The sequence below is a fragment of the Moraxella caprae DSM 19149 genome, assembly GCF_000426885.1.
GTDB classification, from domain to species: Bacteria; Pseudomonadota; Gammaproteobacteria; order Pseudomonadales; family Moraxellaceae; genus Moraxella; species Moraxella caprae.
Genome location: NZ_AUGF01000052.1, coordinates 1 through 12829, shown reverse-complemented (window position 1 = coordinate 12829; position 12829 = coordinate 1). Strand labels below are relative to the sequence as shown.

The 12829-nt window shown below is 37.1% G+C and carries 14 protein-coding genes and 1 pseudogene; 6 read left to right on the top strand and 9 right to left on the bottom strand.

Going from position 1 to position 12829, the window contains the following annotated elements:
- Positions 1-379 precede the first annotated feature (379 nt).
- From K941_RS0110935 to K941_RS0110900, 8 genes are all read right to left on the bottom strand, one after another.
- The gene (locus K941_RS0110935; RefSeq protein ID WP_147287526.1) at positions 380-1333 is read right to left on the bottom strand and encodes an Abi family protein; all 954 of its coding nucleotides are present in this window, start codon (positions 1331-1333) and stop codon (positions 380-382) included.
- A 132-nt stretch (positions 1334-1465) separates the two neighbouring features.
- The gene (locus K941_RS0110930) at positions 1466-1645 is read right to left on the bottom strand and encodes a hypothetical protein (protein ID WP_036388214.1); all 180 of its coding nucleotides are present in this window, start codon (positions 1643-1645) and stop codon (positions 1466-1468) included.
- Between the two features lie 15 nt (positions 1646-1660).
- The gene (locus K941_RS0110925; protein ID WP_029103650.1) at positions 1661-1903 is read right to left on the bottom strand and encodes a hypothetical protein; all 243 of its coding nucleotides are present in this window, start codon (positions 1901-1903) and stop codon (positions 1661-1663) included.
- Positions 1904-1976: 73 nt separating this feature from the next.
- Positions 1977-3140 (bottom strand): zeta toxin family protein, encoded by a 1164-nt coding sequence (locus K941_RS0110920; RefSeq protein WP_029103649.1) that lies wholly within the window; start codon positions 3138-3140, stop codon positions 1977-1979.
- Complete coding sequence (locus K941_RS0110915) at positions 3140-3412, bottom strand: hypothetical protein (RefSeq protein WP_029103648.1); 273 nt, start codon at positions 3410-3412, stop codon at positions 3140-3142. The genes K941_RS0110920 and K941_RS0110915 overlap by 1 nt, the downstream gene beginning before the upstream one ends.
- 99 nt (positions 3413-3511) lie before the next feature.
- Complete coding sequence (mobF, locus tag K941_RS16530) at positions 3512-6841, bottom strand: MobF family relaxase (RefSeq protein ID WP_029103647.1); 3330 nt, start codon at positions 6839-6841, stop codon at positions 3512-3514.
- Positions 6842-8377, bottom strand: a complete 1536-nt coding sequence (locus K941_RS0110905) for a type IV secretion system DNA-binding domain-containing protein (RefSeq protein ID WP_029103646.1) — start codon at positions 8375-8377, stop codon at positions 6842-6844.
- Between the two features lies 1 nt (position 8378).
- Positions 8379-8741 (bottom strand): plasmid mobilization protein, encoded by a 363-nt coding sequence (locus K941_RS0110900; RefSeq protein WP_029103645.1) that lies wholly within the window; start codon positions 8739-8741, stop codon positions 8379-8381.
- Between the two features lie 432 nt (positions 8742-9173).
- On the opposite strand from K941_RS0110900, the gene K941_RS15625 reads away from it, so the two are divergent.
- The 6 genes from K941_RS15625 (at position 9174) to K941_RS17220 (ending at position 12254) form a co-directional block, all read left to right on the top strand.
- Positions 9174-9599, top strand: coding sequence for a hypothetical protein (locus K941_RS15625; protein ID WP_036388211.1), 426 nt, complete (start codon positions 9174-9176; stop codon positions 9597-9599).
- A gap of 3 nt (positions 9600-9602) precedes the next feature.
- Complete coding sequence (gene stbB, locus K941_RS0110890; RefSeq protein WP_029103644.1) at positions 9603-10286, top strand: StbB family protein; 684 nt, start codon at positions 9603-9605, stop codon at positions 10284-10286.
- Between the two features lie 67 nt (positions 10287-10353).
- Positions 10354-10743, top strand: coding sequence for a hypothetical protein (locus K941_RS0110885; RefSeq protein ID WP_029103643.1), 390 nt, complete (start codon positions 10354-10356; stop codon positions 10741-10743).
- 20 nt (positions 10744-10763) lie between these two features.
- Positions 10764-11123, top strand: coding sequence for a hypothetical protein (locus K941_RS0110880; protein ID WP_029103642.1), 360 nt, complete (start codon positions 10764-10766; stop codon positions 11121-11123).
- A gap of 214 nt (positions 11124-11337) precedes the next feature.
- Positions 11338-12096, top strand: a complete 759-nt coding sequence (locus K941_RS16525) for a DNA-binding protein (protein ID WP_167539603.1) — start codon at positions 11338-11340, stop codon at positions 12094-12096.
- Positions 12097-12104: 8 nt separating this feature from the next.
- Positions 12105-12254: a hypothetical protein gene (locus tag K941_RS17220; protein WP_156892335.1), complete on the top strand. Its 150-nt coding sequence runs from the start codon at positions 12105-12107 to the stop codon at positions 12252-12254.
- A 132-nt stretch (positions 12255-12386) separates the two neighbouring features.
- Here K941_RS17220 and K941_RS17380 read toward each other — a convergent pair.
- Positions 12387-12829, bottom strand: a pseudogene (locus K941_RS17380) (hypothetical protein); the annotation flags it as partial.

The window sequence follows — 12829 nt, the reverse complement described above, 5'->3', positions numbered from 1 at the left end:
TGTTTATGGGTATTGGAATGCCTGTGAGCTTGTATTACAGTACACCCTCTCTTGGTCTTTTGCCTTGTCTTGCTTTTGGTATTTTAAGTTTTGTTGGCTTTTCTTTAGTTGGCTTGATTTTGGCAAGAAATATGGAGTAAGTAGGAGCTGATTTAATGAAAAATTTACCGACCCCAATCAGTACAGAACACCTGTACTTAATTCTCCAAGCTGGCGACATAACAGGACTGCGAGTATATAGTAGCAATCACTTACCGCCCTTATCTGCGTGAGCTGATGATAACCACAACACCGCTCTACCCTATTTTAAATTGCCCTAGCCCCAACAATGGCTGTGTGCAAGAACAGATTTTTGTGGATAAAGAGAATGTGAAAAGTATTACCGTTTTGGAATAAAACAACCAAAATAACTATTATTATGGCTAATATGAATCATAGTTTGATTGTCTTTTTCTTCTTCCATATAATCCATTAAATACTCAATAAACTTTTCCAGCAACATCATATCATCTGCACTTCCAAGATTTAAATACTTATCAAAAGTGGAGTTGGATAACAAATAGAGCGTTTGATAGTGATTATGGCTTTTTTGGTATATTTGTGCCTGTTGTGGCGATAAATCGTGTAATAACCCCAATAAATATTGATAAGTATTTTGTAATACTTTTAAGAAACCCCCCAATTCATCTTTTGGTACACTTGATAAATGACTTGGAATGTAGTTAAAAATAGGCTCGTGATGAGCAATTCTATTTCTAATCTCTTTGGCAACATCTAACCTTATTACTAGATTTACAATATTTCCCTGTTTTGACCAATAACGGACTTTATCAGAATTTTCATTTGGATATTGGTAGCCAGTCATTATTTTTGGTATAAAATACTTCCAACCAATTTCATTTTCTTTTAATTCGTCCGAATCAAAAGAAAATCCTATTTCGGAAAATGACACCCAAAACCCCATATTTAATTCTGCAACCATTCTATCATTGCTTGGTGTAATACCTTTATTGGATAACTTATTTTCTGATTTTTCAATTTGTCTTTTGTGAGTGTCTTTAAAGAAAACTTTGGTATTATGATATTGTGTAATATCAAGCCAAAATCTACCAAATTTTTCTACAAAAATATCATTGATACGATTTCTAAGCGTAACTTCAATCCTTGATAATAATAACCAAAAAGAACTTGCGACTTCCTCATTCCAAGCATACAAATTATACACTTGCTCAGGCGTATAATTTGTATGGCTTAACTCAAACTTTAAAAAGTGTTTATAAGTCAAAAGCCGATTGTGTGAAAAATCTTTAAAAATTTCATTTAGTTCTTGCATTTTTAATAACAAACCATTATAATATTTCGTGATTGCAATAGCCAACCTTTGGACTTCGGTGCTTTAAGCCCTCTCCATTTTACAGGCGTTATTGCAGAAAGGATAAAGCCACTCGCAAGAGTGGCTTTTGTTTTACTTGGGGAACAGCTCGCCCTGTCCATTTTTGAGTACATACTGCTTGGCGAAGTCTCGCACCAGTAAGCCCATTTTGCGGTCATTGGCAGCTGCAACTCGCTTAAATGACTCGTACAAATCTTCGTCCATTTGGACTGTTAATTGACGTTTTTTTGGCTTTTCGGTTGTATTGGTCATAATTTTACCTATTTTTTAGTTTGCGATTGGCACATTCTCTGCTTTATTTGCACCAAATCGTATTAACTCTATGGCGACTTCCTCAATAATAATGGCACTAAAAGCATAATATCTGAGGATATATTTGCTTTCGCTTTTGTCGTAATGTATCATCAAATCCTTTGCTTGACTTTGGGTTATTCCAATAACACCGTCATCATCGCCAATAATGATTTGCAATCCTATGGGGTCATGAACTAGTCTAACTTGTTTAGTCATAATATTAACCTTAACTTCAAAATATCTATAAATTTTAACATAAAAAATACATTAAATCAATGTAGATTTAATACTATCCTTTACTGAAATCATTGTTATTGTTTAGGTTAACATTAAGGTCTTTTTGTTTTCCAAAACCAATTTCTTTAACCGAAACAACATCACCTTTCCCATTTGAGTCATAGGTAATTTTCAAATCTTTCCCTAAATGCTCATTTTTAAATGATGGTAGGTTATCTATTTGATGTATTATAGCTGTACCAATAGCATTTTGCTGCAAAACTCTTGTGTTGCTCATAGCCCCCACAGTTCCACTATATGTTCCGCCTGCAACTGCGTAAATAGGCTCTTTGACTTCAATATTGTGTTTATTTTTTAGTTCGGCTATCGAGCGATTCATTGTATCGGCAATGTCTTTTTCTGCACCGCCATAATCTGCCCCTCTTTCTGCCATTTTAAATTGAATAATCTGCCAACCTTGCTGAATATGCAAAGAATCACGCCCAAGCAACGGCTTTGCTCTTTCCTCTATAAGTGCTTGATAACCATTAGGCTGTTTTTTCCACTCGCCATTAACAAGTTCATTTTCATACACAGGCTTTAAATTCTTATTATAGATAGTAATTTTATCAACCAGTTTTCTTTCTTCCACTTGCTTAATAACATCAGCAATACCATCATATATTTCTCTTTGAACATCTTCTCTAACATAACGACCAAAACCAGCTCCCCCTTGCTGCTCATAGCGTAAATGCACTCGCATTTTACTAGTCTCAAAGTCTGTTCCCATTACTTTCATTTCTACACGGTATGGGTTATCTATTTGGCGTAACTGAGAATCTATCCTTTCTATACTGCGTATCTTATTTGAAGTTCTGTCAAAAATAACATTTTGACGATTCTTGATAGCCTCATCTGTAACAGCAATAGCGACTTTTGAGGCAAATTCGTGAGTAATATCGCTAAAATGGGCTGGGTCATTTTGCTTAATGCGTTCAGCATTTGGATAAACATCTCTATGTTCATCAACATCAAAAACAACCGCATCTGCTTTTCCAAACTCTTCCTTAGATTTTTCAGTAAGACCAGATTTTCCAGAGCCTGATTGACCTGCATTTATTATCGCAATAGGATTGGGAACAGACTTTACTTTCTCATTGTTCTCTTTAACAATATCATCAACAACCTTATCAATATCATTCTGAGTGAATGGATATTTTTCAGAAAAATTGGTCATTATAATACCCTCGCAATAAAATCATCAATGTCTTGATTGATATTTTGTTGAATTTTTAAAACTTCGGAATAAGGAGTACCAAACAAACCATTTTTCAACAAGCGTAATTCTTCCATTTTTTCACGCAACAACAATTCCTGTTGCTCGCCAACATTTGAATATAATATTTTTCGTCTAATTTTGGAACGGTTTTGAGCAATCATTTCACCCACAGCCTCCAAAGTGATAAGCTCAATACTAGCAACACTTTTACCTTGATACAAATTTTTCATAATTCACCTCTTTTGCCTTACCTGTTTATGGCTTAATTATAGCATTTAAAATACATTAAATCAATGTATTTTTTACATTAATTTAATGTATTTTTTACATTATTTTTCAAAGCCCATATCTTGTTTTCTGACCAATCTATCATCTTGGATAGTGTAGCCATAATTTTTGTTTGCCATTTCAAAAGCACTATATTTGTCAGCACCTTTGGCAATGGCAGTAGGCAACTTTGCCACATCATCAGTAAGCACAATCGCCTCGTGCCTTGCTCTACTGACCGCCACATAGTAAACCTCTTTACCTGTCGTCTTGCTCTTGGTGTCAATGTTGATTAGCACCCTATCCACAGTTAAGCCTTGACTGCTGTGTACTGTGGAGCAATAATCATAATCCAAATGGTTTTTTTGGTTGGCATTAAAGGTATGGGTTTGACCAGTTTTTTCATCTTTGGCATATATTTTACCATTCTTAATATTTTCTACAATCAGTTTATCGCCTGTTACCGTCCCCATTTCTTGATTGCCTTTTGACACCCTGAGCCTGTCGCCTTTTGATACTTCAAATGATTTTTCCTCATACACAGACAACCGCTCAGAAGTTGGGCTGAATGTAATGGCTTTCCCTACCGAGTCCTCCACAATCAATAAATGGCGGTCTTTACCAACAACTTTGTACAATTCGCCCATTTTTAATTCTTTGTTTTTTGGGTTATGGGTTAGCTCAATCAAGGTATCCTCTTTAAAATAGCGTGCGTGTTTCATTTCAGCCTTAGACATATCATAGCGTTTTAATTGCGTGCTTGCCACGCCCTGCCCTGCCATACCAAGCTCCTTTCTGATAGCATAATTGATATAATCCTTGTCATTATTTGTACCTGTAACAATCAAGGTTTTTTTACGCTCATCAGCAGAAAGTTCTACATAACGAGTTACTAGGGTATCCAGCCTTTGGGTTCTGTCCTTAATTTCAAAAACCGATTTTTCTAGGGTTTTTATGGATTTGGATTGCTCATTATTGGCAGCAAAATAGACCGCCTGTTTTAAGGTTTCATCTTTTTGGCGTTGTATCTCATCAATGGTTGCAGTTGCCATACCATTAGCCATTAGTACATCAAAAGGTTTTCCTGCACTAATAGCTTTGGTCTGCTCTGTATCGCCCAGTAACACCACTTTGGCGTTTTTACTTTGGGCTATTTTTAGGAGTTTGTGCATTTCATTATTAGCAATAACCCCAGCCTCATCTACCACAATCAGGCTATTTGTTGTGATTTCATCTTGTAACTTTTTACTACTGAGCAACCTAGATAGGGTGTTTGCCTTGTGCCCGTCCGCTTTTAATGATTTGACCTGAGAGCCATAAGGAGCAAAAATATGGGCTTTGCCGCCAGCCGCCTCTATGTGTTTTATGGTCTCTGATAATGTATAGCTTTTGCCTACCCCTGCATAACCCTGAATGCCTATAACCCTATCGCTACTCGTCATCACAAGCCTTGCTGCGGACTTTTGACCGTCATTTAGGGTTGATTCAGACAATAACTTATCTGCGGTGCTTAGGTCATAATACGCATTTTTCAGCCCCCTGCCCTGCTGCATTAACCTCAAAATATCCCTTTCTTGTTCAAGGTCTTTTTTGGTAACATACCGCTCCTGTATGGCAACAAGTCTGCCTTGCTCAATGCCTTTTTTGACCGCCTCTTGTGCTGCCTCCACGCCAATCTCGCTACTGCCGTCTTTGGTAATCATATTAACCCATTGGCTGACCGTTTTTGCGGTATCATTATTTTTGTCGCCAGCCGCCTTATACAGGGTCTGTGCCTTGACCAAATCGCCATTGGCAATAAATTTATCCAAAAGACGGTTTGCCTCATTATAATCAATCTCGCCAAGCCCCTTTATTAGCGTTTCTTTAATAATTTCATCGTGAGTCAAATCTACTTTTTTATCAACCAAATGGTCAATCACAAGTTTCATCAACTTATCGCCTGAAAACTCCTTATTATGTTCATCTGTATAAACCTGCCCTTGCTCAAAATTGATGTTAAGCCCATTGGCAATTTCTTTCCATTCATCAGTCAAATCACTACTCGGAGGCTCATAATTCCACACCTCTCTTAAACTCTCTTTATCAAATGATTGTTTATTATTACCAAACCTAGCAACAGAATCTAGGGTTCTAATATCCTCCATATTCTTTGTATCCGATAAATTTTTGGATTTAGAAAAACTTAATTTATCCGAAATTATATCTACGATTTTTCCAATGCCGCCAAAGCCATTGCTACGCCATCGCAAGCCTCTATCTGTGTTGGTTCTCTGCTGGTGTAACTCCAACTGTTCGTTATCCGACAATAACACCTCACTTCCTTGTCTGGCAGGGTTTGCCACATTGCCGCTAGGCAGTTCATACACGCTGTCTGCTTTGGTAGTTGCTTGACTGGTAGTTTTTGCAGGCTCTCGCTGATGGTCTGTATGGCTAATGCCGAAACTTCGCTCATTGGCTTTCTCCTTTAATATTTTTGGGGATAGAATTTTTTCAAGACCTAATTTTTTGGCGGTCTTTTGCCAGCTTTCACGGACAATTTGGGTGTCAATGCTTTTTTTGCGTTGGCGAGTATCTAGGGTTGCAATTTGCTTTTGCTCTGTGGTTGCTGTTTCACGAGTTAAGCCTTTTTGTGCCAATGCCTCTTCAATTTGTCTGCCACGAGTGCTAAACTGCATAATCTGTTCACGGCTGATATGTGCCAACTCAAATGTGCCGTTGTCGTTAATTTTGATGTCATAGCCTAGCTCCTTGCATTTTTTGGCAAGATTGGTTTGATAGGCTTGGCCTGCCTCCCCAATGCTTTTCATAATTTTATCATTATGCAAGGCACGATAAGCACCGTCCTTTCTTTTGGTAATATTCAAAATCACAGAATGAGTGTGCAAATGAGGGTCAAGATTGCGGTTGGTCTCGTGGCGAAACATTGCGATTGCAAGGTTTTGAGTATTTTCTACACGGCTTTTGGATTTGATTTTTTGGCGTGCTTGGGCGTTACTTTCAATAATTTTTAGACTTTCTTTGACTGCCTCATTGTGAGCTTGAATAAGGCGTGTATCGCCAGCCACAAGAGCTTGAATACTAACCGACTTTGGAGCATTAAAGGTTAAATCAAGCCCTAATCTATCCTTTGCAGACTTACCTTTAAAATTTGAATCTCTTAGGGTTTCTCCTTTAAATTTGCCCTCCAAAAGCTGTGCAAAATCTTCTTTTTTGACCATTTCGCCTTTGAGTCCAAGTTCATTTGCCAGCTGTCCATACCACTCAGAGGGCTGCTTATCACGAGTATAATAGTCGTCTTTTTCCTCTTGATAGTAGCTATCAATAGCCTTTCCTATTCTTTGTTTGTCGCCCCCCAAAGATTGTCTTGTAATAAGTTGAGATGAAATCATTTATAATTCCACATCTTTAAAACTTTCGTTCTTGGTCTTGTACTGCTTATATTCCGCAGTAAAGCGGCAAATTGGGTAATCCCCTGCAAAACTGACAAAACCAGTCAAATCAGGCAAAGAAGTAATTTCAGACGGTAAAACCACTCGCTCACGCTGGACTTGTTCACTCGTTGAAGTGCTAGACTTGCCACCGCCACTACTGCGATTTTTGTTGTCCCTGATTACTTCGTGTTCGCCCAACGCCTTGCTCATTTCTTCGGCTGTTTCCGAGTCTGTTTTTGCTCCGCCAAGCACCAAAAGCGTTCTAAAACAGCTCATCAAGATAGTTGCTCCCTCTTTGCCATAAATTTGTTTTAACTGAGAAACCGACTGAACGCCAGCCACAACCCTAAGCCCATTTTTACGCCCTTTGGTTAATGCGTCCTCCAAACTCTTAATGTTATCAAGACTGGCAAGTTCATCTAAAAATAGCCAAATTTTTCTCTTACTACTCTCAGGCAAAGACAAAACGCTAGAACAAATCACATCAATCCAAGCCGAAATCAAGGGCTTTAATGCCTCTTTTTGTGATTCTTTCCAAGTAATATAAATGTTACCCCCATTCTCATTTTCCAAAAAATCACGAATAGAAAAATCACCCTGCGGCATTTCTTTAAAAATCGGAAGTCTTGATGACAATACAAAACGAGCAGAACCCAACGCCCTATCTGAGCCGTCCACAAACATACTTTCAGCATCTGTACCAGCCAATGCTTTTTTGAGTTTACCAACCTCTTCAACAGTTGCCAAATGAGCCACTTCTGCCATTGTTGGGGTTTCTGTTGAATTGGTTTTTAGGGTCTTCATTACAGATTCAAGCATTACCCTAGCAAAACCATTCCACTCTTCGGAGGAATGGTCAGCCGATTTTGGCACAATAGAACCGCAAAAATTGCGATAATCAAAATTGGCTCTAATTTCATTAAAAATAGACCAGCCTTTTGTTCTTTGGTCAAAAGGATTTAATAGCACATCGCCTTTTTTAGCAAATTTGCTAAACATATCAGCATTAGGGTCTACAATAATCAACCTATCGCCCCTGTTGATAGCACATTCTACCATTTCTCTTAAAGTTACTGATTTTCCAGAGCCTGTTGAACCATTTAATAAAATATGCAGTGTTTCAATCTTGGTTGGTATTGGTATTCCTGAAATGGTTATTTGCTCATCTTTTTCTTTTGTCATTGATGATAATTTATTTTTTGATACTATTTTTGTGCCACGCAAAAACTTTTTATATTCCTTTCCCTTAAATCCTACTTCATCAAACAATCCCATAAATTTACATAAAATAACAACAACAATTAAAGATAAAATGAATGCCAAAAGCAATCTAATATCTTCAAATTGAGTTGTCTTTATTGCGGCAAATTTTATAAATTCAAATTTATTTTCCTTTGGCATTGCGTGCAAATTTTTTAATGCAATTAACCAAACTAATGACGGTATAACCGTTACTAGAAAAATAAACAATACAAATCTTTGACCTTTATTCATATCATTGCTCCAATAGATTAAATGGATTTAGACCAACGGATTTTAATTTTTTTTGAGCATTTGCTACCTTAGTGGGCTGTGCTATCTCCCTTAGAATTAAAAGAGTTTCTAACAATAGGGCATTCTGTTCATAATTATCAACACTAGAATGGCTGTTATAATTGCCGTCTATACTAGATATATTACTAAGTATTTCTTTAATATCAATTTGAATAGACTGAATACTTTGCTCCAAAGTACCTTGCTCGCCCTCCAACTTTTTTCTAAGATATGTTCCCACACTCAAACCATAGCTTGCTGCCGTAGCCTCCAATTTTAGGTAGGTTTCTGTGCTAATTCTAAACGAAATTGTCTGTGTTGTCATCAATTTTTACCTGTTTACATATTGTAAACTATATTTTATCATATTTTTCAATAATATAAAATAAAAATGTATGCAATTTGCATACATTTTTAACCAACAAAAAACGAGCGATAGCCGTTTTTTGTTGGTTGTACCCACGATAGTGGGTGCGTATGGTGTATTACAAAATTTTTACCAAAATTTTGCTGCCTCATAGAGGCAGAGCGTAGCCAAATGACCCAAAAAGCAAAAAGTTAGCAAAAAGTTATCATATAATCAACTAAATATCATCAAAAAATCATCAAAAAATTTCAATAATAATCAAAAAGTTATCAAAAAATCATCAAAATAATCAAAAAATCACTAGAAAATCATCAAAAATCATACTATAATATCATCACTTCCCAAAATTGTGCTATAATAGCCAACAACCCCCACAGGAGGCAAAAATGAATGAGTAAGTTACCCGCAAAAAAGTCAGCCCGATTCCGAAAATTGCTACCAGTCGTGGAGGCAAAATTAGAGGAGGGTTACAGCTATGAAGAAGTGGCTGAGATTTTGAATAGAGATTATAATTTGGATTTAACGCTTGGCGTTTTTAGAAATTATCTTTACAAAGAGCGAAAGAACCAAAATAAACAGGCTGCTGATAATGTTTTATCAAACGAAACAATCAATAATATAGCCATTCAAGCAAAATCTCAAATTACAAATAAAGAATCAGAAACCAATTTACAGGCAATAAGTGAAACAAATGCCCCTAAATCAGAATCTGATGGCGATAAAGATTTGAGCGAGTATTTTTCAAAGTTAAAAAAAGACATTGAAAAAGAAAGAGAAAATTTATCATCAAATCAATCACTTTTTAAAAAAGGTTAAATTATGAAAATTGCAGTTTTAAATTTTAGTGGCAATGTTGGCAAAACAACCATTGCAAAAAATCTTTTGCTACCAAGATTAAAAGACACTCATTTTGTTGCGATTGAGTCTATCAATCACGGAAATCAAGATGACATCAAAATCAAAAGCAAAGATTTTTCATTACTTCAAGATGAACTACTTATCAATGATAATATTATTGTTGATATTGGAGCCTCAAACATTGAAGAAACAATGAGACTAATGGAACAATATAAAGGCTCTCACGAAGACTTTGATTATTTCTTATTACCAACTGTTTCAGATTTAAAACAGCAGCTTGATACGATTGAAACCGCAATTAAACTGGTTGAAATTGGCGTTAAACCAAATAAAATCAGGTTTATTTTAAATATGGTAAACGATTCAGAAAGAATCCAAAATGATTTTGCAAGAATTTTTGATTTTGCCAAAATAACCAAAATCAAAGAACCAAAAGTAGGCATTGATACAAGCGAAGTTTATCCAAAACTTATGAACAAAACCATTGATGAGTTATTGGCAATGACAGATTTGCGTGAAAAACTCAAAACCGCCAAAGATGAGAGCGAAAAACGCCAAATTGCCAATCTAATTGGAACTCAACGCCTTGCAATGACCGCCAAAGAAAATCTTGATAAAGTATTCAGCGATTTGGCTTTGAAATAATCAGCAAAAACAACTAAACTATTGATTTAAAAAAATCAATAGTTTAGTTAAATTAAAAGGATAATTTATGTCAGATAAAACCGTTCGTGAGGCAATGGTTACGGTTGCCCTTGAAGAAATTGATTCGCTCACTTCAAGACTTGAAGAGGTTGCCCAAAGCGTGCAAGACATTGGCGAGGTAATCCCTGCCTACTTTGAAGAGGCAAGTAATGAGACCGCCAACATTGTTAGGCGTGGCGTGGAGGCTGAGATTCAAATTTGCCAAAAAAGACTATCGGAAACATACAAGCAGGTCATTGATAGCATTGAGATTCAAAGACGGCTCAATAATCAATTAAAATCATTGGCAGAGAATATGGAAACCAACGGCAGCAACCAACTCAAACAAGCCCTAATACCTGCGGTAGGTGCTTTTTTTGGGGCGTTAATTGCGGTTTTATTGGGGTCATTATTCTAAAATCAAAACAATGGTGCATTATGAACAAACGAGATTTAAGAGGTGCTTATCATAAGGCGGATTTTGACTACAAAATGTCAAATATCTTTATTTTTGAATACACAGTTATTGTGCCTATCATAGTGGGGCTGTTTTTTAAATCTTGGTATGCTGGCATTTGGTCTTTTTTGATTTTAATTGTTATTGCACCAATTAAAATTGTTGGTTTGTTTTTGGCGGTTGTTTTTACAATTATGTGGGTCTTTGTTGGTTGGTCAATCGGCTACTCCATAGACGGCTTACACGCTAGAATATTGGGAGCTTTGATTTCTTTTGTGATTGGTTTTGGCGTTCACGCCTCAGCACTTGCTTACCTATTAGACTTTCTTGGTTCAGACTGATTCTCCTTTTCAAATAAATCAATATAACTAACACCGCTACGGCGGTGTTTTTTGTTGTCCAAAACCAAGCGACAAGATACAGGTGGGGGGTTAGGGGTGCTGGCGTATGGCGTGGATAGAGCAGGGCGATAAAAATATTTTTGTATTATATTGTATTTTGTATTGTAATGTATTACAATACAAAATACAAATTGATACATTACAGGAGCAAATTATGGCTATCACAGTTGAGCAAGTACACCGAGCCGCTGACGAGCTGGCAGGACAAGGCATTAACCCCACACAGGTAGCGGTGCGTAAACAGTTGGGCGGTGGTTCGTTCAGTACCATTGGCGAAGCATTGAAGTCTTGGCGAGCAATGAGAGATACCAACGCCCAGCTTGCCGAAGTGATTATCCCTGCCGAGATTGGGGAGCGTGCAGAGCTGTTGGTGGCTCAAATTTGGGAAATCGCCCAAAGCATTGCCAACGAGCGACTACAAAACGACAGAAAAGCCCTAGAACACAAAGAGAGCTTAATTCGTGCCGAGATTGAAGAGCTAACGGCGGTTATCGTTGCCCTTGAAGAAGAGCAAGAGAAAATGACATTAGAACTTGACAGCACAAAAGCCCTTTTGGGGGAATGTGGCACGCAAAAAGAGCAACTGCAATCAGAACTTGATAAAACACGCATAGAATGCTCAAATTTGCACGATAAGCTCACGGATAACCAAAAGCACGCCCAAGAGCTAGAAAAGCGTGTGAGTGAGCTTGCAGACGAAAATAAGGCTATGGTAGCAGAGATAGCACGCCTAAGCAGTCGCAATCAATTTAAACAAGACGAAATAGACCGCTTGACTGCCGAGATTGGCAACAAAGGGCAAAAGCACCAAGCAGAAATCCAAAGCCAGCTGGACAAATTGGACAAGCACAGGCACAGCTCGCCGAAGTCTCCACAGAAAACGCCACACTCAAAGGGCGAAATGATACGCTAACAGAGCAGTTGAACAAGGCACAAGCTGGCAACACAGCAAGCCTTACAAAGATTGAAAAACTCACAGCCGAGCTTGCCACGCTAAAAGCCAAAGCTGGGGCTACTAAGACAAAAACAAAGAGTAAGGCGGTCAAGGCGGAAAACTTGGACGGTCAGTAGGCAGGTTGAGTTAGGGTGGGGCGGTTGGTGGTGGTTATTTTTCTTTTGTCTTTTCAGTAAAAAACACCGCCCAAGCGGTGTTTAAATCAATATATAGTTGTCGGCAGGAGCTGTTTTAATACAATATATTGATTATCTCGCCAAAATCTCATCAAGAAAAACAAATGATTTTCTACTTCTTTTATCTATTAAATAATCTTTCCAGCAACCAACAATACCTTGATAATCCTTATTATTAAAGTAAAATCTTTCAATACCAGTTGCAGAAATTCTTTTTTGATTTGCCATTACAAATTCTTCTGCGTATTCTTTTAATTTGGCAATATCATTATCAATATTGTCAATAATTTTTTGTTGTTCAAACAGCTCTTTCTCTCTCTTTTGTTTTTTTGCCAATTCTTGCTTTTCTTTTTCAGATTCTTTTTGCTTTTTCAATAAAAATTCCGCCCCCCAATCTCCTTCAAAAGCCTTACGATATATTGCACCATAAGCCACTCTTTTTCCTTTTTCAGTCAATTCATCAGCATATTCATTGGCTCGTGCAATAATCGCTCTTATTTGCTCATCTGAATATT

Coding starts and splice junctions, on each gene's coding strand:
- K941_RS0110900 (WP_029103645.1), bottom strand. CDS start 8,741: ATGACAACACAGACAATTTCGTTTAGAATTAGCACAGAAACCTACCTA.
- K941_RS0110925 (WP_029103650.1), bottom strand. CDS start 1,903: ATGACTAAACAAGTTAGACTAGTTCATGACCCCATAGGATTGCAAATC.
- K941_RS0110935 (WP_147287526.1), bottom strand. CDS start 1,333: ATGCAAGAACTAAATGAAATTTTTAAAGATTTTTCACACAATCGGCTT.
- K941_RS16525 (WP_167539603.1), top strand. CDS start 11,338: ATGGCTATCACAGTTGAGCAAGTACACCGAGCCGCTGACGAGCTGGCA.
- K941_RS0110880 (WP_029103642.1), top strand. CDS start 10,764: ATGAACAAACGAGATTTAAGAGGTGCTTATCATAAGGCGGATTTTGAC.
- K941_RS0110885 (WP_029103643.1), top strand. CDS start 10,354: ATGTCAGATAAAACCGTTCGTGAGGCAATGGTTACGGTTGCCCTTGAA.
- K941_RS15625 (WP_036388211.1), top strand. CDS start 9,174: ATGAGTAAGTTACCCGCAAAAAAGTCAGCCCGATTCCGAAAATTGCTA.
- K941_RS0110920 (WP_029103649.1), bottom strand. CDS start 3,140: ATGACCAATTTTTCTGAAAAATATCCATTCACTCAGAATGATATTGAT.
- K941_RS0110930 (WP_036388214.1), bottom strand. CDS start 1,645: ATGACCAATACAACCGAAAAGCCAAAAAAACGTCAATTAACAGTCCAA.
- stbB (WP_029103644.1), top strand. CDS start 9,603: ATGAAAATTGCAGTTTTAAATTTTAGTGGCAATGTTGGCAAAACAACC.
- K941_RS0110905 (WP_029103646.1), bottom strand. CDS start 8,377: ATGAATAAAGGTCAAAGATTTGTATTGTTTATTTTTCTAGTAACGGTT.
- K941_RS0110915 (WP_029103648.1), bottom strand. CDS start 3,412: ATGAAAAATTTGTATCAAGGTAAAAGTGTTGCTAGTATTGAGCTTATC.
- mobF (WP_029103647.1), bottom strand. CDS start 6,841: ATGATTTCATCTCAACTTATTACAAGACAATCTTTGGGGGGCGACAAA.